The organism is Candidatus Neptunochlamydia sp. REUL1, from assembly GCF_963457595.1.
GTDB lineage: Bacteria > Chlamydiota > Chlamydiia > Chlamydiales > Simkaniaceae > Neptunichlamydia.
The window spans coordinates 210038-230925 of record NZ_OY735137.1 but is presented as its reverse complement, the minus strand read 5'-3'; the positions used below and the strand labels follow the sequence as shown (position 1 = coordinate 230925).

General features: G+C 42.1%; 30 protein-coding genes, 1 tRNA gene and 4 pseudogenes. 32 read left to right on the top strand and 3 right to left on the bottom strand.

Features of this window, described 5'->3' with window-relative positions:
• The first annotated feature begins 12 nt into the window (after positions 1-12).
• From R2I63_RS01535 to R2I63_RS01490, 10 genes are all read left to right on the top strand, one after another.
• Positions 13-1038 (top strand): hypothetical protein, encoded by a 1026-nt coding sequence (locus R2I63_RS01535; protein WP_316358100.1) that lies wholly within the window; start codon positions 13-15, stop codon positions 1036-1038.
• An 11-nt stretch (positions 1039-1049) separates the two neighbouring features.
• Positions 1050-1556 carry a translation initiation factor IF-3 gene (gene infC / locus R2I63_RS01530; RefSeq protein ID WP_316358098.1) on the top strand — a complete coding sequence of 169 codons (507 nt, stop codon included), beginning with the start codon at positions 1050-1052 and terminating at the stop codon, positions 1554-1556.
• Positions 1557-1572: 16 nt separating this feature from the next.
• Positions 1573-1767, top strand: coding sequence for a 50S ribosomal protein L35 (rpmI, locus tag R2I63_RS01525; protein ID WP_316358096.1), 195 nt, complete (start codon positions 1573-1575; stop codon positions 1765-1767).
• Positions 1768-1783: 16 nt separating this feature from the next.
• Positions 1784-2143: a 50S ribosomal protein L20 gene (gene rplT, locus R2I63_RS01520; RefSeq protein ID WP_316358093.1), complete on the top strand. Its 360-nt coding sequence runs from the start codon at positions 1784-1786 to the stop codon at positions 2141-2143.
• 34 nt (positions 2144-2177) lie between these two features.
• The gene (pheS, locus tag R2I63_RS01515) at positions 2178-3209 is read left to right on the top strand and encodes a phenylalanine--tRNA ligase subunit alpha (protein WP_445083650.1); all 1032 of its coding nucleotides are present in this window, start codon (positions 2178-2180) and stop codon (positions 3207-3209) included.
• Between the two features lie 129 nt (positions 3210-3338).
• A tRNA-Ser gene (locus R2I63_RS01510) sits at positions 3339-3423 on the top strand.
• A gap of 198 nt (positions 3424-3621) precedes the next feature.
• Positions 3622-4341, top strand: coding sequence for a hypothetical protein (locus R2I63_RS01505; protein WP_316358088.1), 720 nt, complete (start codon positions 3622-3624; stop codon positions 4339-4341).
• Positions 4342-4519: 178 nt separating this feature from the next.
• Positions 4520-4948, top strand: coding sequence for a hypothetical protein (locus tag R2I63_RS01500; RefSeq protein ID WP_316358086.1), 429 nt, complete (start codon positions 4520-4522; stop codon positions 4946-4948).
• A gap of 1 nt (position 4949) precedes the next feature.
• On the top strand, positions 4950-5444 hold the full coding sequence (locus R2I63_RS01495; protein WP_316358084.1) for a hypothetical protein: 495 nt from the start codon (positions 4950-4952) through the stop codon (positions 5442-5444).
• Between the two features lie 38 nt (positions 5445-5482).
• Positions 5483-5884: a hypothetical protein gene (locus R2I63_RS01490; RefSeq protein ID WP_316358082.1), complete on the top strand. Its 402-nt coding sequence runs from the start codon at positions 5483-5485 to the stop codon at positions 5882-5884.
• Between the two features lie 21 nt (positions 5885-5905).
• Here R2I63_RS01490 and R2I63_RS01485 read toward each other — a convergent pair whose 3' ends face one another.
• Complete coding sequence (locus tag R2I63_RS01485) at positions 5906-6628, bottom strand: ion channel (RefSeq protein WP_316358079.1); 723 nt, start codon at positions 6626-6628, stop codon at positions 5906-5908.
• Positions 6629-6746: 118 nt separating this feature from the next.
• On the opposite strand from R2I63_RS01485, the gene R2I63_RS01480 reads away from it, so the two are divergent.
• The 17 genes and pseudogenes from R2I63_RS01480 (at position 6747) to R2I63_RS01405 (ending at position 15716) form a co-directional block, all read left to right on the top strand.
• Positions 6747-7064: a hypothetical protein gene (locus R2I63_RS01480; protein WP_316358076.1), complete on the top strand. Its 318-nt coding sequence runs from the start codon at positions 6747-6749 to the stop codon at positions 7062-7064.
• Positions 7061-7321: a hypothetical protein gene (locus R2I63_RS01475; protein WP_316358070.1), complete on the top strand. Its 261-nt coding sequence runs from the start codon at positions 7061-7063 to the stop codon at positions 7319-7321. The genes R2I63_RS01480 and R2I63_RS01475 overlap by 4 nt, the downstream gene beginning before the upstream one ends.
• Before the next feature lie 3 nt (positions 7322-7324).
• On the top strand, positions 7325-7612 hold the full coding sequence (locus tag R2I63_RS01470; protein WP_316358069.1) for a hypothetical protein: 288 nt from the start codon (positions 7325-7327) through the stop codon (positions 7610-7612).
• 35 nt (positions 7613-7647) lie between these two features.
• Entirely contained in the window at positions 7648-8334 is a 687-nt protein-coding gene (locus tag R2I63_RS01465) for a CBS domain-containing protein (protein WP_316358066.1), read from the top strand.
• Positions 8322-8942: pseudogene (gene cysD / locus R2I63_RS01460) on the top strand (sulfate adenylyltransferase subunit CysD); the annotation flags it as partial. The gene R2I63_RS01465 and the pseudogene cysD, both read left to right, overlap by 13 nt.
• Positions 8933-9379 (top strand): annotated as a pseudogene (locus tag R2I63_RS01455) (GTP-binding protein); the annotation flags it as partial. The pseudogenes cysD and R2I63_RS01455, both read left to right, overlap by 10 nt.
• 50 nt (positions 9380-9429) lie before the next feature.
• The gene (locus tag R2I63_RS01450; protein ID WP_316358064.1) at positions 9430-9744 is read left to right on the top strand and encodes a hypothetical protein; all 315 of its coding nucleotides are present in this window, start codon (positions 9430-9432) and stop codon (positions 9742-9744) included.
• Entirely contained in the window at positions 9725-9913 is a 189-nt protein-coding gene (locus tag R2I63_RS01445) for a hypothetical protein (RefSeq protein ID WP_316358062.1), read from the top strand. Before R2I63_RS01450 ends, R2I63_RS01445 begins: the two co-directional genes overlap by 20 nt.
• Positions 9906-11114 carry an MFS transporter gene (locus R2I63_RS01440; protein ID WP_316358059.1) on the top strand — a complete coding sequence of 403 codons (1209 nt, stop codon included), beginning with the start codon at positions 9906-9908 and terminating at the stop codon, positions 11112-11114. The genes R2I63_RS01445 and R2I63_RS01440 overlap by 8 nt, the downstream gene beginning before the upstream one ends.
• Positions 11114-12142 carry a ferrochelatase gene (hemH, locus tag R2I63_RS01435; RefSeq protein WP_316358057.1) on the top strand — a complete coding sequence of 343 codons (1029 nt, stop codon included), beginning with the start codon at positions 11114-11116 and terminating at the stop codon, positions 12140-12142. Before R2I63_RS01440 ends, hemH begins: the two co-directional genes overlap by 1 nt.
• A gap of 101 nt (positions 12143-12243) precedes the next feature.
• Positions 12244-12438, top strand: a pseudogene (locus R2I63_RS10545) (MFS transporter); the annotation flags it as partial.
• Between the two features lie 33 nt (positions 12439-12471).
• Positions 12472-12840 carry an IS630 transposase-related protein gene (locus R2I63_RS01430; protein WP_316358055.1) on the top strand — a complete coding sequence of 123 codons (369 nt, stop codon included), beginning with the start codon at positions 12472-12474 and terminating at the stop codon, positions 12838-12840.
• Positions 12764-13297 carry an IS630 family transposase gene (locus tag R2I63_RS01425; protein WP_316359829.1) on the top strand — a complete coding sequence of 178 codons (534 nt, stop codon included), beginning with the start codon at positions 12764-12766 and terminating at the stop codon, positions 13295-13297. Before R2I63_RS01430 ends, R2I63_RS01425 begins: the two co-directional genes overlap by 77 nt.
• Before the next feature lie 76 nt (positions 13298-13373).
• Complete coding sequence (locus R2I63_RS01420) at positions 13374-13631, top strand: hypothetical protein (protein WP_316358053.1); 258 nt, start codon at positions 13374-13376, stop codon at positions 13629-13631.
• A 493-nt stretch (positions 13632-14124) separates the two neighbouring features.
• Positions 14125-15183 (top strand): group II intron reverse transcriptase/maturase, encoded by a 1059-nt coding sequence (gene ltrA, locus R2I63_RS01415; protein WP_316358050.1) that lies wholly within the window; start codon positions 14125-14127, stop codon positions 15181-15183.
• Positions 15122-15325 carry a hypothetical protein gene (locus R2I63_RS01410; protein WP_316358049.1) on the top strand — a complete coding sequence of 68 codons (204 nt, stop codon included), beginning with the start codon at positions 15122-15124 and terminating at the stop codon, positions 15323-15325. The genes ltrA and R2I63_RS01410 overlap by 62 nt, the downstream gene beginning before the upstream one ends.
• A 67-nt stretch (positions 15326-15392) precedes the next feature.
• Positions 15393-15716, top strand: coding sequence for a hypothetical protein (locus R2I63_RS01405; protein ID WP_316358047.1), 324 nt, complete (start codon positions 15393-15395; stop codon positions 15714-15716).
• 7 nt (positions 15717-15723) lie between these two features.
• On the opposite strand, the gene R2I63_RS01400 is transcribed toward R2I63_RS01405, so the two are convergent.
• Positions 15724-16380: a hypothetical protein gene (locus R2I63_RS01400; RefSeq protein ID WP_316358045.1), complete on the bottom strand. Its 657-nt coding sequence runs from the start codon at positions 16378-16380 to the stop codon at positions 15724-15726.
• A 152-nt stretch (positions 16381-16532) separates the two neighbouring features.
• On the opposite strand from R2I63_RS01400, the gene R2I63_RS01395 reads away from it, so the two are divergent.
• From R2I63_RS01395 to R2I63_RS01375, 5 genes are read left to right on the top strand one after another with little or no spacing between them, the layout of a single operon-like run.
• Positions 16533-17012, top strand: a complete 480-nt coding sequence (locus R2I63_RS01395; RefSeq protein WP_316358042.1) for a peptidylprolyl isomerase — start codon at positions 16533-16535, stop codon at positions 17010-17012.
• Complete coding sequence (locus R2I63_RS01390; RefSeq protein WP_316358040.1) at positions 17009-17647, top strand: 4-hydroxy-tetrahydrodipicolinate reductase; 639 nt, start codon at positions 17009-17011, stop codon at positions 17645-17647. The genes R2I63_RS01395 and R2I63_RS01390 overlap by 4 nt, the downstream gene beginning before the upstream one ends.
• Entirely contained in the window at positions 17617-18483 is an 867-nt protein-coding gene (dapA, locus tag R2I63_RS01385) for a 4-hydroxy-tetrahydrodipicolinate synthase (protein ID WP_316358038.1), read from the top strand. Before R2I63_RS01390 ends, dapA begins: the two co-directional genes overlap by 31 nt.
• Positions 18480-19370 carry an aspartate-semialdehyde dehydrogenase gene (locus tag R2I63_RS01380; protein WP_316358037.1) on the top strand — a complete coding sequence of 297 codons (891 nt, stop codon included), beginning with the start codon at positions 18480-18482 and terminating at the stop codon, positions 19368-19370. The genes dapA and R2I63_RS01380 overlap by 4 nt, the downstream gene beginning before the upstream one ends.
• A complete protein-coding gene (locus R2I63_RS01375) occupies positions 19345-20493 on the top strand; it encodes an LL-diaminopimelate aminotransferase (protein WP_316358035.1) in 1149 nt (382 codons plus the stop codon). Before R2I63_RS01380 ends, R2I63_RS01375 begins: the two co-directional genes overlap by 26 nt.
• Here R2I63_RS01375 and R2I63_RS01370 read toward each other — a convergent pair.
• Positions 20486-20809 (bottom strand): annotated as a pseudogene (locus R2I63_RS01370) (PPC domain-containing DNA-binding protein); the annotation flags it as partial. The gene R2I63_RS01375 and the pseudogene R2I63_RS01370 sit on opposite strands and share 8 nt — an antisense overlap.
• Positions 20810-20888: the final 79 nt, after the last annotated feature.

Genomic DNA, 20888 nt, shown 5'->3' with positions numbered 1-20888 from the left:
CTCGGAGCTGCCTTGTCGGATCTAATTCCCCAAGGATATCTCTTAAAGGGAGGTGTAGCTGGCTCCATATTTTACTATGATATTGTTATGGGAGAAACCCTCGCGGAGGTGATGCTTCCACATCTAGAAAATCGGATGCGGGAGATCACATCAAAAGATCACCCTATCAAGATTCATGAGATGGTTCCTTCAAATGCACTTGAGTTTTTTCGTCACAATCGCCGCTACTATCCCGCTCACTTTGCTCAACAAGCTCAAGGTCCTCTAGTGCAGGTAGTTCAAATCGATGCTTTTATTGATCTGGTAGAGGGGGAGTTTTTGGAAAAAACAGGGGAACTTGGCCCTTTTAAACTCATGAAAATTGAAGAGCGACTGCCTCTTCGTTTTCGGAAGCAGGAGAAGCCCGTTTATCGTGTTATAGGGCAACTCGAAATAGGTGAAAAAAGTCCTGTAGACCCTTTTAAGCTGGGAGAAGAACTAGGCCTTTTTGACGTCAGTATTACTCGTGGCGCCGACTTTCTTGAAAAAAACAATCTATGTTGGAGAAAGAGAGGTGAAGCTCTGTTTTTCCGCCTATATGAAAAGTGGCGAAAAGTCCATTTAAAAGAGGGGTTTGAATTAATAGTCGGAGGAGCCTTGAGTGCAGGGCTCTCTGCAGAATTTTTTCTTTCAAAGGACAGTCACTCTGACTTAGCGACAACAGTTTGTCTAGAAAAAGATTTACTCCCATCTCTTAAAAAATGTATGAAAATCATTGAAGAGCTTTCTCTCATAGAGGGGGAGTGGAGTGGAACTGGCCCTGAAACGCTTCAAGAAACCTTTCGAGAGCTCAACTTAGAGTGGAAAAAAGGGAAAGAGATCAAGATAGAAAGAAAAGGATCTTTTTTAACCGCGCAAAAAAACAAGGGATTCTATACCATAGTGCATTCAGTTTTTCCCTGCATGCAGCGGATGGTACTGAATGTTTTAGAAGATAGTGAAAAAGATCTATCGCAAAAAAAAGAGTTATTGAGTATAGTGGCCGTTTGTGATGAATAGGATGAAATCGTTTGAGAATTAACAGAGAGATACGCGCTCCACAAGTTCGATTGATAGGAAAAGATGGGAAGCAAGTAGGCGTTGTAACGATAGAGCAAGCGCAAGCGCAGGCAAAACAGGATGGGCTGGACCTCGTTGAGATTTCTCCGAATGCGAAACCACCTGTTTGCAAAGTTATAGATTATGGGAAATTCCGCTACCAGATGACAAAAAAAGAGCGGGAAAGTAAAAAAGCACAGCACCAGGCCAAGCTTAAAGAAGTAAAGGTCAAACCAAACATTGACGAGCATGATCTTCAAGTGAAGATCAAAAGGGCCCGAGAATTTATCGAGAAAGGGAACAAAGTGCGCGTCACCTGTATGTTTCGTGGAAGAGAGATGGCCCACCAAGAGCTGGGGCAGAAGGTTGCGCTCCGAATCGCTGAAGAACTCAACGATATCGCGCAGACTGAATCTCCTCCAAAGCAGATGGGTCGGAATTTTAGTTTGGTGCTCGCCCCAGTGGGCAAGAAGAAGTAACAATCGGAGACGAAACGTGCCTAAAATGAAAACTAAGAAAGCGATCCGAAATCGCTTTAAAAAGACAGGAACAGGGAAACTCATGCGGACAAAGCAGGGTCGCCGACACATCCTAACGAAGAAAACCTCGAAGCGGAAACGGCAGCTTAAAAAGCAGACTGTATTGAGCGAAGCCTTTTCAAGCAAGTATAAGCGCCTAGCGTGCATGTAAAAGGAGTAAGGGAATTATGGTAAGAGTAAGAAGTAGAGTCGCTTCAAGAAAGCGTCGTAAAAGGTTACTAAAGAGAGCAAAAGGGTTTGTTGGAGACCGAAAGAATCACGTCCGACTCACTCAAGATGCAGTGATGAAAGCCATGGCGTTTAGCACCATGCACAGAAAGAAAAAGAAAGGGGACTTTCGTCGCCTGTGGATCACCCGCATCGGAGTGGCTGCAAAGGCTCAAGGAATTTCCTATAGTCGTCTGATTGACGGACTGACCAAAGCAGGGGTCCGTATCAATCGGAAGATGCTTTCTGATATCGCCATTCGTGACCCCAAAACTTTTGCAGTGGTTGCAGATACTGCAAAGGTAGCACTCACCTCATAAAAGCATTCTAAGGCCCCCGATTTTCGGGGGCAAGGTGTATATGAAACAAAAAATCGAAGCTCTGAAAAAATCTTTCAAATCTGAAATTGAAAATGCGACCGTTGCAAAAGATTTAGAGCAGATTCGTATCAAATATCTTGGAAAGAAAAGTCCTATTCAAGCCCTCATGCAAGATCTGAGGGACTGTTCCCCTGAAGAGCGTCCTGAGATGGGAAAACTGATTAACACCTTGAAGCAAGAGGTTTCTGTGGAGATTGACACCCATCATGAAACCCTTCAATCAAAAGAGCTTTCTCTTAGGCTTATAGAGGAGAAAGTTGATGTGACCCTTCCTGGACGCCGTTCAAATTTAGGAGGAATGCATCCTCTTTCTCAGATGTTGATAGAGGTTACAGAGATCTTGATAGGGATGGGATTTTCTGTTCAGGAATGTCCTGAGATTGAGACTGAGTACTACAATTATGGAGGATTGAACTATCCTCCTGACCATCCAGCAAGAGATATGCAGGATACCTTCTATATTACTCCTGATATTCTCCTTCGCTCTCATACTACATCGATTCAACAGCACATGATGGAGAACGTCCAGCCCCCTATTAGGATTCTATCGCCTGGAAAATGCTATCGCAATGAGACGATTACTTCTCGCTCCCATGTGTTTTTCCACCAGGTTGATGTTCTTTATATAGATAAAGACGTGGCCTTTTCTGATCTATTGGCAACCAAAGAAGAGTTTTATACAAAAATCTTTAAACAGAAGATAGATCTTCGAGTCCGTCCGAGCTATTTCCCTTTTGTTGAGCCAGGAATGGAAGTTGATATCAAATGTACCAGTTGTGCAGGCAGCGGGTGTGTTCTTTGTAAGCATACGGGGTGGCTTGAGGTTGCTGGAGCTGGAATGATCCATCCAAATGTCCTAAAAGAAGGTGGTATTGATCCCGAAGTTTACTCCGGTTACGCCTGGGGAGGAGGGATTGAAAGACTTTTTATGCTCCGTCATGGAATCAGTGATATCCGTCTCTTCACTGAAAATGATGTCCGTTTTCTGTCTCAATTTTCCTCATAGATAGCCTCCTTCCAACAAAAAATATTTGACGGTACTATCTAATCCATAAAGAATTAATTTTTTAGTAAAACTTTCTTGCTATTTAGAGGTAGTAAAGATTATACTCCCGTTCCAACAGTTGCGCATTGTGGAAGAGTGGCAGAGTGGCCGAATGCGTCTGTCTTGAAAACAGAAGTCCTTCACGGGACCGGGGGTTCGAATCCCTCCTCTTCCGATTAGCACAAGAAAAATATAAATTTTTTCTTGATTTGTTATTAACGAACCCTTTATAAAAGAAACCTTTGACGTCTCAAAGGAAAAGAAGGGTGATTGAAAGTTTAAGTGCAGGGTTAATCCTTTACAAAATCCAGGATTTCTTGGTAAGCTTCGCACACTATATTAACAAATATTCCAAATTTACGGAGGAATTAAAATGATTTCTAACGCCGTTCAAGGTTTTCAAAACAATCGTTACCATGTTCAAGAGGTAGTGGGTTCTCTTTTTGCAGCTGCACTTGTAAAACTTGGTAGCAAATACATTCAACAAATCACCAACCTAACAGCATTTGCTTCTGCAGCAAATGGTGCGAGTGTTTTGGTGACTGCTAAGTCTGCACATACTCTTTGGACGTCGGAAAATGGCGATGAGAAAAGTGCTGCAAAGAAAGCTCTCGCTCTTGCTCTGACAACAGCAACTGTTACAACTCTTCTTAGAGGAACAACAATTCTTAAGACACGCCACACTTCACTTCCAGCTCTTAGCGAATTCGCTAAGCCACTAGCTGCTGCATCTGGTGCAACTGCTGTCCTAACGTTTGGTGGAATCCAAGGCATTAAGATGGCTAATGGAGCTTACCAAACTTGGTCAGCTAACAGAGCTGTTGCTGCACGTAACGCAGAAGTGGCTGAGAAAGTAGCAGTCGTTCAGCACACAGATTACGGTGATCACAATAAAATCCAAGGTCTAGCTACCCAAGATTTCCTTCCTCTGGCTGATGCTGCTCGATTTGTACTGACTACTGCTGGTAAAGATAGAGATGAGTCTGCTAAAGTAACTGATGAAATGATTAGGTCCATCAATACTAAGGCTGCTGAGCTTAACGGTGAAGAAGCTACTAAAATTGCAGGATGGGTTGATCTTGCACGTGTGTAAGCTCTGACTTATTTATTAATTCATTAGTTGATAATGAAAAGGGATAGCGAGAGCCATCCCTTTTTTTGTTTTTCTATCTTTCTTCTTTAAAAGAATTACTCCACAACCGATTGAGGAAAAACTTCTTTACCCTATAGAGGCAAAAGTGTATGATTGCTGCGTCATCGGAGGAATTAGTATGGCTTGTAGAAGTAATTGCGCTTTTAGCGGAAACGCCCCTGTTGGGCGTCAGATCGAAGAATTATTTGTCACAGGTGGAGTATTTGCGGTTTCAGCGGTTGCTGTGAATGCTTTAGTCCTCTATTTGGCCGGGATCGAAGACGTCACACCAGGTGTGATTAATGGTTCCATGACGGCTCTTGCTGCCTCTGGAACGCATCGTATGAGGCATGACCTAGCAGATGGAAGGGTTAAGGAAAAGTGGAGCGCTGAAGATCGTATTGTTAACATGACGGCTCTTATTTTGGCGAGTGTAGGCTCAACGGTTCTCCTTCTCAAATTTAGTGGGTATCCCGTAAAAAAATGGGAAGTGCTCAAGATGGAAGCCCTTTCAATCCTTGCGATGGCTGGAACGATAAAATTTATTTTAAACGATGGTAGCCGTTAGCATGTTTACAGTAAAGCCAGAAAATTGGATCACCCCGCCAAATAATTTGGTGAATCCCCCAGAAGGGGAGCTTGGGCACATGAAAGTTTCTCGGTTTGCTCTGTTTGTGCAGGCACGTCAATCCATGCTATTTAATGGTTTAGCTCTTTTAGTGATTCATTCCGCCATGACTGGCGCTTCAAAAGCTCTTAAAGGGAGGTTTATTTATCCCCTTAAGGCCGCTGCAATTGGAGCTCTAGCCAATGCAACGCTTTATACAGCATTTTTAGATGGACGCTCCTGGTATTCCTCCCGCGATTTTCGCTCTTTTCCACCACGATTTACCCCGAATAAGTTTTTTGCTGGGCTCTTTATGTTCATTTTGGCCCCCTTTGTTGCAAGTAAGCTCTCTCAGTATGTGATTAAAACTCCTGTGAGCTTAAAGGTGACATACTTTGGAGGGGCCGTTAGTTATGAGGCGATTACCTATATGGATGGGGAAAAATGCACTGGGTAACTGGTAATTCGAGAAAACTTAAGTAAGAGGAAATCAATATGACGCAGAAATTAGGGGCTCATTTTGGATTAACAGCCCTTATAGGGACGGTTCTTGGAGGAGTTGGCGTTCTTGGAGTGAGGAAGCTCACAAGGCTTTCTGCGCCGCTATCAGGAGCTTTAACTACGTCATTCATGGCAGCAGGGACCTCAACGCTTACAATGACCATTATGGAGCGAAATAAGGTTGGTGAGAAGCTCAAGGCTCGATTTGGTGATCAATACCAGCATGAAGAGATCTGCTTTATGGCTGCAACCTTTTTTGGAACGGCCTTTCTGACATACAAGCTAGGACCAAAAATTGTCCGTAGAGAGCTTTGTCTTGTTGAAGTCGCCCCTTATACTGTCATTTCAACCTCAGCAGCAATTATGTCCCTTCTTTGGACAGATAAGACGATTTAAGGCTTTCTCAGATTCTATATCTTAACTCTTTCCTTTTTTGGAAACGAGGTGGAGCTTGTGTTCGAAAAACGAGTAGACTGCCACCAAGCGTGAAACAAGGATAGCAATATAAAACTGACCTACAATCCCTTCTAAGATTGCAAAGGTTTGTGCCACATCCTCCACCGCGATAATATCCCCGTACCCAATACCAAGCAACGTTACAAAGCTAAAATACATGAGTTCAGAGAGATAGTGGCTGTGTGTAATAATTGTTGGATCAACATTTGAAAAATGGAATGAGCCTGGGGAAATAAGGTCGATAAAAAAGTATGTGAAGGAAAAGCCAATAGCGACCATAAAATATGCGCATACCACCCCTTTGAGAGTTTCTAAGCGCACCCGAGCGTTAATAACGACACGCTTAATAATTGAAGTTGTTGTGACAAATACAAAAATGATCATAAAGACAAGAAAGATCAGAACAAAGAGCTTTTGGGGATAGAGTAGGTTAAGCCACTCGAAGAAAAGAGCGGGGATTGCAAGGGAAGTGGAGATGACTTTTACTTTCTTGGAATGGTCGCAATTAAAAATGGCAGAGCTAAACACAAGAATCAGGAGAAATTCCCAGATTGTTAGATAGATAGGGCCGCGGTCATAGGGACGAAAGATAAATAAGAGGACAAGGGAGATGAGAAGCTGAGTGAAGTAGCCACTGCAGTACTTTAGACTGCTTGAGTAACAATTTTTCATTATTTTCTTCATACACCCCTATATCTTAGATTAAGCGCTTTGGGTCAAGGGAGAAATTTCCCCTCTTGAAATGGAAATTTTTATAGGGTAGCTTTGAAATAGGGAACGAATAGAAGAGGGAAAAGTTTTTATGTCTACTGAGCGTCAGCCAACGCCATTTGATGATCCATATCCTGGGGCCTCAAAGGTCTCAAAGAATGAACTGTCAAAGGCCTTAGAATCTCTATTTTATTCCTTTGAGCATCAAGAGCAGGGTAAATCTACAATGAGTGAGCAGCTTCGTTTAAATGAGGCGCTTATGCTTCTTAGAGCTAAAGAAATTGGAGGGAAGATCTACCTTCACACTCAAGAGCTTATGCAGGCATCGACAGACTTTGCCAATGGCCATGGAAAGATTGAAATGGTTTACGAATGCCTAGAATTTTTGCGAAATGAACTCAAGTCATGAATCCAAAAAAACAATTAATTCATGATCTTCAAACTTTTCTCTGGCAATTTGAGCAGGGAGGATACACCCGTGAAACGATGTTAGAGATCCTTACGAAGCTAGAAAGTGTGCTTGAAAATGATGGGGAGGCATTAGGAGAGCCCATCCAAAGATATGTTGAAAATATGATTCGTGACTGTCGCGCTTATGCTTTTGGCGGAGGGGATCAAAAAAAAGTGGTCTTTGACCTCGATAAATTAAGACAGGGCTTGGAGTAATTTATGTTCAATGATGGAATGGAAGAAGAAGACCCCAAGGAGCTTCTTAAAGGAGAAATCCAAGAATTTCTCATTGAGTTTGAGCTGACTGAAGAGAGCGAAGATGATATGAAAACGATTCTTCCTCTTTGGAGAGATGAACTTCTTAATCATGCACATGAAGTAGGCGGACCCACACACTCAAAAATTAAGACGCTTATGAACGTATGCGAAGACTACGCAAGCAATCGTGGAATGCTTGAGCGCGTTCGTCAAGAAGCGGAAGAAATTCGCATTCAACTCAACATCTGATCGGTTTTGCTGCAAATCTCAAATTTATAGGAAGTGTGTGTGGTGAATGTCGGCTTGATAAAGAGCTTCGTCTAGGGGTGATTGGAACCCAATTTTCCAGAAAAATCTTTGCTCCTATTAATAAAAAGTATTTATTGATAAAATGCGTTTCTATGGGATTTTTTGTAAACAACATCTATGGAGGCAGACAACCTTATCGTGTTCAAGAGGTTCAGAAAGATAAGCCTGATGATCAGGGATCAAAAGGACAGTATTTCGGTCAAAATCAAGAGGAAGATCCTCACCAAAAATTTCTAAAAGCAAATGAGAAACTCTACAAGAAAAAGTCCGTTGTTCTTGCCAGTGAAATCATGAATAAACAGATGATGCATCTTGAGGGCGAGCTTTCTGCTAAGGAAGCTTGGGAAAAAATCAAGCATCATGAGATCAAGTATTTTCCTATTCTGGGTGAGGAAGGAAAGCTCCTCGGAATGCTCTCTGAGAGGGATATTTTGAAAGGAATGCAAGAAGGAGATCGAAAAAAGCTTAAAGATCTAACGGCTGAGCAAACCTTGTGCGCAGAACCTGAAACAGAGCTTGCAGATATTATGAAGGTTTTTTCGGATCAAGCCGTTGAGGTGGTTCCTGTCATTGATAAAAAACACAATGTTGTTGGAATACTAACCCAAAACGAACTCTTGCAAACCATGTTAAAAATATCAAACTTGAAATGGAACACTTAGACAAACTCGAAAGCCAAAGTATCTTTATTATTCGGGAAGCTTACTATCATATTCCTAACTTAGCAATGCTGTGGTCGGTTGGAAAAGATAGCACGGTCATTGTAAAGCTTTGCCAAAAAGCATTCTTTAGTCACATCCCTATTCCTCTTGTGCACATTGATACAGGGTTTAAAATTCCTGAAATGATAGCTTATCGTGACAAACTTGCCATGGAGTAGGGGCTTCAAATGATCTATGGCCAGAACGAAGAAGCTTTGGAGAAAAAAAAGACCTTTCCTCATGGGAAAGTTAGTTGTATTGAGTGTTGCAAAGCATTAAAAACTGAGACGTTGCGTCGTACAATTGAAGGGACCGGTGTGCGTTACAAGATGAATCTTAAGAGCGGAGAATACGAAATTGACATGAATCGGGAACCCTATGGAGGGCTCATTGTTGGTATCCAAGCTGATGAAGAGGGAAGTCGTTCAAAGGAGCGTATCTTTTCTCCTCGTGGGACTTCCAATAAGTGGGAAATTGCTGATCAGCCACCAGAGTTTTGGGGACAATTCAATACGGACTTTCCTCCAAAATCTCATGTACGGGTCCACCCTCTCCTTGATTGGACGGAAAAAGCACTATTCTAGGATGGCTTTTAGCAGATAGTGGAGCTCTTCCTGCAGGAAAGTTAGAAGCCGTGAGAAATTACTGTTCGCGTAATAGTAAACCCTTTGAATATGCATTTCTTCTAGATGCTCTGAAAGAGGAGCAATCTCAAGGGATTACGATAGATGCGGCACGGTGTTTTTTTAAGACGATAAAACGTCCTTATATTGTTTTTGATGCTCCAGGTCACGTCGAATTTATTCGAAATATGGTGACGGGAGCATCCCACGTCGACTGAGCTTTAATTGTGATTGGTGCAAAAGAGGGAGTACAAGAAAATACAAAGCGTCATGGATATTTTCTCTCTCTGCTTGGAGTGAAGCAAGTTGCTGTTACATTGGTCAACAAGATGGATCAGGTTGGTTATGAAGAGGAAGCTTTTGAAAAAGTTAAGAGGGATTACACTCACTGACTCTTGAGGAAAAGGGTAAAAGATTTGTTGAAAGGCATGAGATGGGAGAAGTTGTTCTCGATTTAGGGGAGAAAATTGCCTGTGATCTCTCGAATGAGGTTGTTGAAACTTCTCGATTTGTCCTTGTCCATCAATACCGACAGTCTGGTGGAGGACTTGTTGAGAAGATTCTTTCAAAGTATGAGAAAGAAGAAATCTCGACAATCACAATGGGAATGCGGGAAAAACGGCAGGGACATCGAGGTAAAATATTTTTTATTTACGGGAACAATCAAAAAAAAACTTGTCGGTTGGGCTCAAAAAATCGAAAAGGCTTTGTTCAGAAGAGGTGTTCTGGTGTATACTTCGCTTTTTGAGCCAGATGCAAAAGAGGCCTATTTCATGGATGAGAGGGTGGGCGTGGTGCTTCTTCTTGTTGGAGACTGCGTAGGAATGGAGCTTGCCCCCTCTTGTTGTATTTCTTTTACTGAAGCAGAGGATACAGAGAACTCAGCTGATACAATTTTGGACCTATTAAATGAATAATACTGAGAAAACCTCATTTTTTTCTTTTCTTCCTTTTCTAACATTGATTACTTTTGCCTCATTTTTAAACATCATGGCACGCATCATCTTTCCTCCAATGACACCCTTCATATGTGAGGAGATGAACCTTTGCCATGCAGACATAGGGAACCTCTTTTTTATTCTCTCTGTGGGGTTTGCAATCACTCTGTTTGGATCTCAATTTCTCTCTTCACGTATCAGTCATAAGATGACGGTTATTTTTTCTTTGTTATCAACAGGATTTGCCCTTGTCATTACTTCCTATGCTGAATCCTTCCAGTTCTTTCGCCTTTCTATATTTTTGGTTGGGCTATGCTCTGGTTTTTTTATTCCTTCTGCGGTTGCAATCCTTCGAGAAGGGGTCGCAACACAGCATTTGGGGAAAGCATTTGGGATTTTTGCGACGGCGCAGAGCGTTGCTTTTATCCTGTCTCCGATCATTGTACGAAGCGTCATTGAGATCTACTCTTGGAAAGAGATATTAAATGGTTTTGGACTGATTTCGAGTATTATCAGTGTTGTTTTGTTTTTCTTATTTAAGCAGGGAAATGAAAAAGGAGAGCCAATTACAATAGCCTTCGTTCGAAGTGTTTTTTCGTGGCCGTCTTTTTGGATCTTACTGATTCTTTTGTGTCTTGCAAATGGTCTCAATATTGGAATTTATAATATGGCGCCAGACTATTTTCAACGCCATAATTTGCTCGATAAAGATGCGGTTCACCAACTCATTGTGATTGCTCGTGTTCTTAGCTTTGGAACGGCGATTGTTGCAGGAGTAGTGGCTGATCGTTTTGGACTGAAGCGTTCGATGGTTCTATCGCTGGTTTTTTGCGGTGCTCTAACCTCTTTAATGGGAGCGATGAACCCTTCCAGCTCACTCGTTCTATTTACCCTTCAATCTCCTGTTGCAGCTTGTTTAATGCCCCTTATTCACTTTGCTATTGCCACGATCGTTCCTCCAGAGAAAAATTCTACAATCGTATCACTCATTGCTCCGTTTGGTTTTTTGATGGGTGCTGGAGTTGTTCCTCAGCTTCTTGGGTTTTTAGGAGATTTCAACCTCTATGCTCAAGGGTTTGTCCTATTTGGAATGGCTTCGATTTTCTGTGGAGCTATTTTCAACTTAAGCCGTGTTTACAAACACGTCGAATTCAGCCAAGTTAAAAGCCTGGAGTCATAATGAAAACCGGAGTCCTATTGGTGAACCTAGGCACCCCAAGTACACCTAGCCCAAGAGATGTCAAACGGTATTTGACTGAATTCCTAACCGATGGTCGAGTGATAGACCTCCCTCCTGTTCAGAGAAATTTGCTTGTTCGAGGAATCATTATTCCAAAGCGCTATAGACAGTCAGCGGCTCTCTACAAGTCGATTTGGGAAAAAGAAGGTTCTCCTCTTCTCATACATGGAAAAAAGGTTGAGGGGCTTCTTCAAAAGAGATTGGGAGAAGATTATAGGGTTAGACTTGCCATGAGGTATCAAAGCCCTTCGATTGAGGAGGGATTGAAGGCCTTGATGGGATGCCAGAAGCTTGTTATTTTTCCAATGTTTCCGCAGTATGCCTCTGCAACGACAGGCTCTGTTCATCAAAAGGTTTTTGAAATTCTTTCTAAATGGGCAATCATTCCTGAAGTGCGTTTTATCTCCCAATATCCGAGTCATCCACACTTGATTGAGGCTTTTGCAAAGAGAGCAGAGGAGCGTGACTTGGAAAGTTATGATCATTTTGTTTTCAGTTATCATGGTCTTCCACAAAGACAAATCTTAAAGGGAGATCAAAAAGGCATTTGCCTCAAAGAGAAAGACTGTTGTCAAAATAACCCAACCTGCTATGCCTCTCAATGTTTTGCGACAACAAGGGAAATTACCAAGAAATTAAGGATCCCACATGGGATGTGGAGTCACACCTACCAGTCCCGCCTGGGCAAAAGCCCTTGGATTGAGCCTTATACCGATGTTGTTTTGCAAAACTTAGCGATTAAAAAAAAGAAGCGGGTTCTCGTTTTTTGCCCCTCCTTTGTTGCCGACTGTCTGGAAACCCTTGAAGAAATCGGGTCTCAGTACAGGCAAGAGTTTCAAAACAGTGGTGGAGAAACTCTGGATCTTGTTAAAGGGTTAAATGATCACCCAAAATGGATAGAAACAATAGAGTCACTGATTCATGACAACGCCAGCAGAACCTCACTCAGATTACCGTCTGAACGTTAAAAAACCATCATTACTGACTTTAATTGTATTGATTTCTTACGGCTCTATTTACGCCAGCGATTCCCGCGGTGATGGATCGCTTTTAAGTCAGCGCCGGAGTTTCTCAGCTTACCATCATGCTTTTTCTTTTAGGTTATTCTATTGGTCAACTGATCTACAGTCCTGTTGCTAAGCGATTTGGAAGGAAACCTGCCCTGTATTTTGGAATTCTTGTTTCCCTAGTTGGGAATCTTCTCTGCATAATTTCGGGACCAACTGATAATTTAACGTTACTTGTGGTTGCCTGGCTTATATAGCTAAAATATTTCGTTTTAGTTATAATTTTTTGAATGACATATTCGCTAGATTTTAGAAAAAAAGTTCTATCAATCCGAAGCAAAGAAAAATTAAGCTTTGCCCAAGTAGCAAAACGCTTTGGAGTAAGTGTAAATAGTGTGTTTCTCTGGTCTAAGAGGTTAGAGCCGAGGCGCACTAAAATCAGACCTGCAATAAAGATTGATAGAGAGATCTTGATGGAGGATATCAAGAAATACCCTGATGCCTTCAACTATGAACGAGCACATCGTCTCAAAGTAAGCACTTCAGGCATTCGGTGTGCCATGAAGAGGTTAAGAATTAGCTATAAAAAAAACGCTCAACCATCCCAAGGCCTGCGAAACAAAAAGACAAATCTTTCAAGGAAAAATCGCAGAATATAAACGTTTGGGAAAGCCAATTGTATATATTGATGAAAGCGGGTTTGCCCATGATATGCCCCGCATCCACGGTTACTCCAAAATAGGACAGCGATGTTTTGGCACTCATGATTGGGGAGCAAAAGGAAGAACAAATGCAATAGGGGCATTACTTGGAACAAGCCTCCTTACACTTGCGTTATTCGAGTGCAATATTAATACAGACGCCTTTTCCATTTGGGCAGAGGAGGACTTGCTACCGAAACTTCCCTCTGAAAGTATTCTGGTTATGGATAATGCTTCATTCCATAAAAGCAAATCTATGCAAGAGAAGATCCACGCTGCAGGCCATACCTTGGAATATCTTCCTCCCTATTCCCCTGATCTAAACCCTATTGAACACAAGTGGGCACAGGCAAAGTCTAAGCGAAGAAAATATCAATATGGAATAGACGAACTTTTCAAGGAGCACTGCCTATAACTAATTTAAGTCACTTTAGCTATAGAAGATTGATAAAAGGTATAGCTTCTAGGAAATGTAAGAAAGGGTTATTAACATGCGTATCGCAGTTTCAGGTACCCATTTTTCTGGAAAATCAACACTGATTGCATCGCTGTTAGAATGGCTTTCAAGCTATACCGGTGTTGATGAACCTTATTTTCTCCTTGAACAAGAGGGCTACGAATTTTCACATCCGCCTTTATTGGAAGATTTTGAAGAACAACTTAAGCGTTCAATCTCAGCTATTAATGAGAGTCAGAAAGACACAATTTTTGAGTGTGCCACGAACTTGCTGGCAAGCAAGGTGCTCTAAACAAGATGAGGGTAGGTCCCTCGGTGTCGATATGCAGGCATAGATATCAAACCACCTTAAGCTGCAATATTTAAGAGATATTGTGGTGAGCGTTAAGGAAAAGGTGCAGGAGGATGCATCAGGTACATGTTGAGAAGATGAGCGCAAGCGAACCATTGATGAAGTGTCGAAATTGTGTTCTAGATGATGTCAAAACTAGGTAGGTCAAATTATCCTAGGACAAACCCAAGAGAAACCTGTTTACTGCTTGGGTGGCATCCGGCATAGAGATGGCATGAGCTCAACATAGGCTTATTTAGGGAACGTGGGAACCTGTCGTTTGGATGGTAAAGAAGAAGCTTAAGTGGAGATCCCATGAAAGTGAGAGTACTAATGCCAAACACAGGGACGGAATCATTCGTAGTAGTAAAGAAGCTCTTGTAATGAGAGTGGAGCGAAGGAATGATATGACTTGAAGCTGATTCCATCAGACAACCGGAAACGGGAGGAACAAATGGAAAAAGTAAAACCGTTTAGAATTTCCAAACACACTGTGATGGAAGCATACAAACGTGTGAAAGCAAATAAAGGAGCTGCAGGGGTTGATCGACAGTCAATTGAAGACTTTGAGATTAACCTCAAAAGTAACCTTTATAAACTTTGGAACAGAATGTCATCCGGGAGTTATTTCCCTCCATCCGTACTTGAGGTAGAAATACCCAAGAACAATGGGGGGAAACGAAAACTGGGAATCCCGACGGTCGCAGATCGAATTGCACAAATGGTCGTAAAGATCCATCTAGAGCCCAAAGTAGAACCAAAATTTCTACCAGACTCTTATGGATACAGACCCCATAAATCCGCCATCCAAGCTTTGCAAACGGCAAGAAAAAGATGCTGGAAATATGATTGGGTGATCGATCTTGATATTCAAGGATTCTTTGATAATCTAGACCATGAGCTGCTTTTAAAGGCAGTAGCTAAACATACAGATTGCAAATGGCACTTACTCTATATTGAACGTTGGCTAAAAGCCCCTGTGGAAAGATCCAGCGGGACAACAGAGCCAAGGACCATGGGAACTCCTCAAGGAGGAGTCATTAGCCCCCTATTGGCAAATCTGTTTCTTCATTATGCTTTTGATAAATGGATGGAGAGGAATTTTCCGCAAAATCCATATGAGCGGTATGCAGATGATATCGTTATTCATGCAAAAACAAAACGAGAAGCGGAAGAGCTAAAAAGAGTGATTCAAACAAGGCTCGCTGAATGTAACCTTCAGGCTCATCCAGAAAAGACAAAAATTGTCTATTGCAAGGATAGCAACAGAAAAGATTCCCATAATGAAATTCAATTTACCTTTCTTGGTTATACGTTTAGACCAAGAGAGGCAAGAAATAAGTATGGGACTAACTTTACTCTGTTCAGTCCTGGAGTAAGCAATGAGGCGAAGAGGAAAATGAATCAAACCATGAGAGGCTGGAAACTGCACCTTAGGAGCGAGGGGATGGGTGAATTATTATGGTCGATTCTACAAAACTGCTCTATACCCAGTATTTTACCATCTCAATGAAACACTCACAAGGTGGATAAAAAGGAAATATAAAAAGTTTAAGAGAAAATTTCAGAGAGCGATCCGTTTATTGGGAGAAATTGCTAAAAAGCAACCCAAACTCTTCGCTCACTGGGAATTTGGATTCAAACCAACGGCGTAAGTCATAGGAGCCGTATGAATCGAGAGGTTCACGTACGGATCTGTGAGGACGTGAGGGGGAAGTTCCCTTGCGTTACTCGACCCGGTGTCCTTTAGACTGTTTAGCCTATATGCTAGCTCTCTCAAAGAATTTTGATGAAAAGCTCTGGGCTGAACAAGTGGAAGCTGCTATTGAGCGATTGGATCTTATTATTTTTCTCCCAATCGAGTACCGTGATCGCATTATTGTGCCACCGTCTCAAAACTTGAAGTTGAGAACAAAGGTCGATGAAAAACTAGAAGAGCTGATCTTAGATGATTCCTTGGGAATATTAGAAAATACTGAAGTTTTAGAAGTTACAGGTGGTCTAGAAGATAGAGTAAAAACCATCAAAGAGAAGCTATTAATCTAGATGGATATCAGTTATTGAATTGCTTTGAAAAGAGGGTGATGGTGTTAAGGGGCGTATTAGGCCCTTCATTAGCTGTGTACTTCAAGAGGTCTCCTGCTTGGGGATCGAACCAAAGATCTGCATGCCAGAACATCTTCTTGAATCCGGTAAGGGTGACTTTTACTTTAAGAGCGTCATAAACTTTTCCATGAACTTCAATTTGGTCAAGTCCCTGTTTGGTTGCAATCATGCTGTGAAGGCTGAGCTTTTTCGGATGGACGATTGAAAACTTAAAGTCTCGAAAGCTGGAATGGATAAAAGGCTTAAAGCAAAAATCAAATTCTTGAACCCAATTTTCCTTTCCAATATGGAACTGTTTTTGAGTTTTTTCGTCGCCTATCTCTCGGCTTGCGATAAGGTAGTCCTCTTTGCGATGAATGGAGTATTGATCATTTCGGTGTTTATGTTGATGGCTAAAGCTCTGAGTGACGCGCTCGGAAGACGTCACAATGAGGGTTTTTCCACTCTGGCTTTCTCCAACAATATGGAGAATGTCGTCTTTGTCTTGAAATTCGAGCGTCCAGGTGGTTTTTGATTCTCGACCGTCAACATCTTTACTGTAGATGTAAGTGGCCTCTGCAAAAGCACTGGAGATCATAACAAGAAAAAGAACTAAGAGCTTCATAAATACCTCAGGTTTGCCTCTGTATAACATCTTGCAGTTTTTCTGTCTCCTCCCGTAGAATGGGCGCTTTAACTAGGAGGTCACAAATGAAGTACTTAACTGCAATGTTGCTTTGTGTGTTTTCACTATTTGCAAAAGACAAAGGAGATGATATGTCGAAAAATCCTATTATCGTTATGGAGACTACTCAGGGAATAATTGAAATTGAACTCAAGCCGACAGTGGCTCCCAAAGCGTGTGAGAACATGATGAAACACGCGGCAAAAGGATATTATGATGGGATTATTTTTCACCGAATTATCAGCAACTTTATGATTCAAGGAGGAGATCCGACAGGGACTGGACGAGGAGGAGAATCAATCTGGGGCAAGCCTTTTGAAGATGAGTGCAAGTCGAGTGAAAAATTCGATCGCCCTGGTATTTTAGCTATGGCAAATTCAGGGCCAGGAACCAATGGTAGTCAGTTTTTTATTACAACAGCAGAAACGCCATGGCTTAATGGAAATCATACCATTTTTGGTGAGGTGGTTAAGGGATATGACGTTGTTGAGAAGCTTGAAAAGGTAAAGACGGGAATGCATGACAAACCAGTCGAGAGCCAAAAGATCCTTAAGATGTACGTAAAGAAATGAAAATAGCTCTTGTTGGCTATGGAAAAATGGGGAAGGCAGTTAGAGAGCTTTCCCTATTAGCAGGGCATTCGTGCTCGAGTGAGATTGTTTCCGATGCCGATGTGTGTATTGACTTTTCAGTTGGAGGAGCGGTAAAAAAGACCGCTCTTTCTATTGAGATTCCGTGGGTTCTTGGAACGACAGGGTGGAGCAAAGATGAAATTCTCCCGATTGTTAAAAAGAGAAAGATCCCTTTTCTTTACGCGCCCAATTTTTCAATAGGGATGGCCTTGTTTAGAAAAATGGCCAAACTAGGGGAAAGTCTATTTAAGGGGTATGAAATAGAGGGCGTAGAAACCCACCATGTCGAAAAAAAAGATGCTCCCTCGGGGACAGCTTTAAGACTGATGGAGGAAATTGAGGGACTTAAGTTTACATCTATCCGAAGAGGGGAGGAAGTTGGTACCCATCAGATCATGTTTCACAGCCAAGGGGAATCTGTCGAGTTAACGCATCGTGCGCATGATCGCAAGGTGTTTGCTAGAGGGGCTATTCTTTCAGCTGAGTGGCTAGTGGGGAAAAAAGGGGTTTATACTTTTGATGATTATATTGAAGAAAGAGCGTCATGTCATTTGCAGGAATTACAACAGCATTAATCACTCCTTTTAAAGAAAAAAAGGTTGATGATAAAGGACTTAGAGGTAATATTCACTTCCAAATTGAGGAAGGGGTTGATAACCTTCTTCTTCTAGGGACGACAGGGGAAGGGAATTTCCTGTCTGAGGAAGAACGAAAGAGGGTGATTGCGATTGCTCTTGAAGAAGGAAAAGGCAGGGCATCCTTAATGCTTTCCTGTGGGGATGTGTCAACAGAACGCTCAATTTCCAAGGTCATCCAAGCAGAAAAAATGGGTGTGAATGGAGTTTTGGTCATTGCTCCCTACTACTGTCGTCCGACACAAGAGGGCCTTTTTCGACATTTTCAGGAGATAGCAAAAAACACATCGCTTCCAATTATCATTTATAACCATCCAAAACGGACCGGCGTAGAGATTGAATTGGAGACAGTCAAACGACTAGCTGACATTCAAAATATTGTAGGGATCAAAGATGCATCAGGATCGATTGCCTATGGGGCGTCAGTCATTGTGGCACTTCCTGATTTTTTATTTTTAGCGGGAGACGATTTGATGGCTCTTCCTACGTCAGTCATTGGAGCAGCAGGCTTAGTCTCAGTGCTTAGTAATCTGATGCCAAGCAAAATGAAAGAGCTGATAGAGACTCAAGATTGTACATTGTATCAGAAGTTATATCCTTTTATCTCCATGAGTCAAATTGAGACAAATCCGGTTCCGATTAAAGCTATGATGAAACTAATAGGACTTTCTGCTGGGGAGTGTCGTCTCCCTCTAACGTCTCTTTCAAAGGTAAATCATAACAAGTTGCGAAATCTTCTACTGAATTCCCCATTGGTTGAGGCGGCGGCTTTATGATTAAAGTGGGACTTTTGGGTGGCGGAGGGCTAGTAGGTCAGACCTATCAAAAACTTATCTCTAAGCATCGAGGCTTTGAACTTTGTTTTATTCCTTCAAGAGAGGCATTGGAGGATGTTTCAAAAGCTAGAGGATGCGATCTAATTTTTTCAGCCCTCCCGAATAGTGCAGCTGAAATTTATGATCCTCTATATGCTCGAGCGGGATATCCAGTATTCTCATCTGCTTCATGCCATCGGATGGAAGAGGATATTCCCTTAATTATTCCTGAAATCAATCCCGAGGATTTTGCGTGGATTGAAAGGCAGCAAAAAAATCGTGGATGGGATGGATTTATTGTTGCTAAACCAAACTGCACCCTTCAAGGCATGATTCTTCCACTGTTCCCTTTGCATAAGAGGTTTCGTTTAAGTGGAATTTCAGTGACCTACTTGCAGGCACGTAGTGGGGCAGGAAAAGGGTTTGAGCTAGAGGGCAATATCCTCCCATTTATTGAAGGAGAAGAAGAAAAATCAACGATGGAAACCCATAAGATATTGGGAGATTCTTCAATCCATATTTCTGCGCAATGTATGAGAGTCCCGATTTCTCATGGTCACCTTGCTGCTATTTCAGCCAGGTTTCAAGAAAGACCCTCTTTAGAGGAAGTGAAGACCCTCTGGGATAGATATGAGCCTGTCTCTTATCTTGAAGAAGCGGACCGCCCTCAACCTGCCCTTGATTTGGGGGATGGAATGGTGGTGAGTATAGGACGTCTTTCTGCCTGTCCTTTAATGGATGTTCAGTTTATTTCTTTATCCCATAACCTGATTCGTGGAGCAGCAGGTGGTGGACTATTAACAGCAGAGTATTGGAGTAAAAATGTTAGAACGTCCGCCGCAGTTTAAAGAGCTTAGGCCCTTTTATCTCTTTCCTGAGATTAACCGTCGAAAGGAAGCTTTCTTGAAAGAGAATCCAACTGTTGAGCTCCTAAGTCTTGGAATTGGAGATACAGTTCTTCCTCTTCCTAGAGTAATTGCCTTAGCTTTAGAGAAGGGGGCAGCGGAGCTTGGAACTTTAGAGGGATATTCTGGATATGGAAAAGAACAGGGGCTTTTGGAGCTCCGGACTAAAATCTGCAGTCGCCTATATCCCAAACTTTCTCCCGAGGAGATTTATATATCAGATGGAGCAAAAAGTGACCTAGGGCGTCTTCAGAATCTTTTTGGGGGCAATGTTAGAGTCGGAATTCAAGATCCTACCTACCCCGTCTATGTGGATGGAAGTATTTTGCAAGGTGTAAAGAACATAGAGCTTCTCCCATGCACACCGCAAAATGGTTTTTTTTCAGAAATTCCTGAGGGACTAGATCTTCTCTATATATGCAACCCAAATAACCCTACAGGCAGAGCTTATACCCGCGAAGAGCTGAAAGTTCTTGTCGACTATGCTCTTAAAAACCGCACGATTATTCTCTATGATGGCGCGTATTTTTCGTACATTCAGGATAGTGCTTTGCCTCGTACAATCTATGACATTCCAGGAGCTGAGAAAGTTGCAATTGAGATTAATTCCTTTTCAAAAATGGCAGGATTTTCAGGGGTACGTTTAGGCTGGACTGTGATTCCCAAAGAGCTTAAGTTTCAGTGTGGATACCCTATAAAAGAGGATTACCATCGTTTTGGATGTACCGTTTTTAATGGGGCTTCAAATATTGCTCAAAAGGGAGGTGTTGCTGTGTTCACCGATGAAGGGTGGGCGGCGATTCAAGAGTCTATTCAGTATACGATGACGAATGCTAAGCTTCTCAAAGAGAAATTTGAAGGGGAGGGGTACCGTGTCCATGGGGGAAAGAATGCACCATATCTATGGATTGAAACCCCCGGGAGGCAGTCCTGGGATGTTTTTCAGGAGTTCATGGAAAAGCGGCATCTTATCATCACCCCGGGTGCAGGGTACGGACCTTCTGGAGAGCATTGTATTCGGGTTAGTGCTTTTGGATTTAGAAAGAGCATCACCGACTTTATCTAACAAACAAGTGGGGAAGGTCGAGCCCTTTGAAATTTAGCGTCGCATCAGCTTTTCTTATGAGAGCAATATCCATCGGAAAGAGAAAAATTTCTGCAGTAACAGAGACGATGCCTTCAAAAAGGTGCCCTCCAACGAGTTGACGTTTTTCATCGGAGATCATGACATGTGTGTGGACTATAGGGATATCAGCATCAACAGAAATGTTTCCACTGGCGGAAATAAGCTCGTAATTTCCTCCATAAGGGTGTCTTTCGTAATCATTTTTTTCAATGCTAAAGTACCCAAGCTCCACATTTGTCAGCGCTCCAATGCCTTGAAAAAAAAGCGCTAGGGATCCGTTTTTGAGCTACAAATGCACCGAGGGTTTCTTGAAACTCTTCTCCGGGCTCAAGTTT

Coding starts and splice junctions, on each gene's coding strand:
- rplT (WP_316358093.1), top strand. CDS start 1,784: ATGGTAAGAGTAAGAAGTAGAGTCGCTTCAAGAAAGCGTCGTAAAAGG.
- R2I63_RS01505 (WP_316358088.1), top strand. CDS start 3,622: ATGATTTCTAACGCCGTTCAAGGTTTTCAAAACAATCGTTACCATGTT.
- R2I63_RS01500 (WP_316358086.1), top strand. CDS start 4,520: ATGGCTTGTAGAAGTAATTGCGCTTTTAGCGGAAACGCCCCTGTTGGG.
- R2I63_RS01495 (WP_316358084.1), top strand. CDS start 4,950: ATGTTTACAGTAAAGCCAGAAAATTGGATCACCCCGCCAAATAATTTG.
- R2I63_RS01490 (WP_316358082.1), top strand. CDS start 5,483: ATGACGCAGAAATTAGGGGCTCATTTTGGATTAACAGCCCTTATAGGG.
- R2I63_RS01485 (WP_316358079.1), bottom strand. CDS start 6,628: ATGAAGAAAATAATGAAAAATTGTTACTCAAGCAGTCTAAAGTACTGC.
- R2I63_RS01480 (WP_316358076.1), top strand. CDS start 6,747: ATGTCTACTGAGCGTCAGCCAACGCCATTTGATGATCCATATCCTGGG.
- R2I63_RS01475 (WP_316358070.1), top strand. CDS start 7,061: ATGAATCCAAAAAAACAATTAATTCATGATCTTCAAACTTTTCTCTGG.
- R2I63_RS01470 (WP_316358069.1), top strand. CDS start 7,325: ATGTTCAATGATGGAATGGAAGAAGAAGACCCCAAGGAGCTTCTTAAA.
- R2I63_RS01450 (WP_316358064.1), top strand. CDS start 9,430: ATGGGAGAAGTTGTTCTCGATTTAGGGGAGAAAATTGCCTGTGATCTC.
- R2I63_RS01440 (WP_316358059.1), top strand. CDS start 9,906: ATGAATAATACTGAGAAAACCTCATTTTTTTCTTTTCTTCCTTTTCTA.
- hemH (WP_316358057.1), top strand. CDS start 11,114: ATGAAAACCGGAGTCCTATTGGTGAACCTAGGCACCCCAAGTACACCT.
- R2I63_RS01430 (WP_316358055.1), top strand. CDS start 12,472: ATGACATATTCGCTAGATTTTAGAAAAAAAGTTCTATCAATCCGAAGC.
- R2I63_RS01420 (WP_316358053.1), top strand. CDS start 13,374: ATGCGTATCGCAGTTTCAGGTACCCATTTTTCTGGAAAATCAACACTG.
- ltrA (WP_316358050.1), top strand. CDS start 14,125: ATGGAAAAAGTAAAACCGTTTAGAATTTCCAAACACACTGTGATGGAA.
- R2I63_RS01400 (WP_316358045.1), bottom strand. CDS start 16,380: ATGAAGCTCTTAGTTCTTTTTCTTGTTATGATCTCCAGTGCTTTTGCA.
- R2I63_RS01395 (WP_316358042.1), top strand. CDS start 16,533: ATGTCGAAAAATCCTATTATCGTTATGGAGACTACTCAGGGAATAATT.
- R2I63_RS01390 (WP_316358040.1), top strand. CDS start 17,009: ATGAAAATAGCTCTTGTTGGCTATGGAAAAATGGGGAAGGCAGTTAGA.
- dapA (WP_316358038.1), top strand. CDS start 17,617: ATGTCATTTGCAGGAATTACAACAGCATTAATCACTCCTTTTAAAGAA.
- R2I63_RS01380 (WP_316358037.1), top strand. CDS start 18,480: ATGATTAAAGTGGGACTTTTGGGTGGCGGAGGGCTAGTAGGTCAGACC.
- R2I63_RS01375 (WP_316358035.1), top strand. CDS start 19,345: ATGTTAGAACGTCCGCCGCAGTTTAAAGAGCTTAGGCCCTTTTATCTC.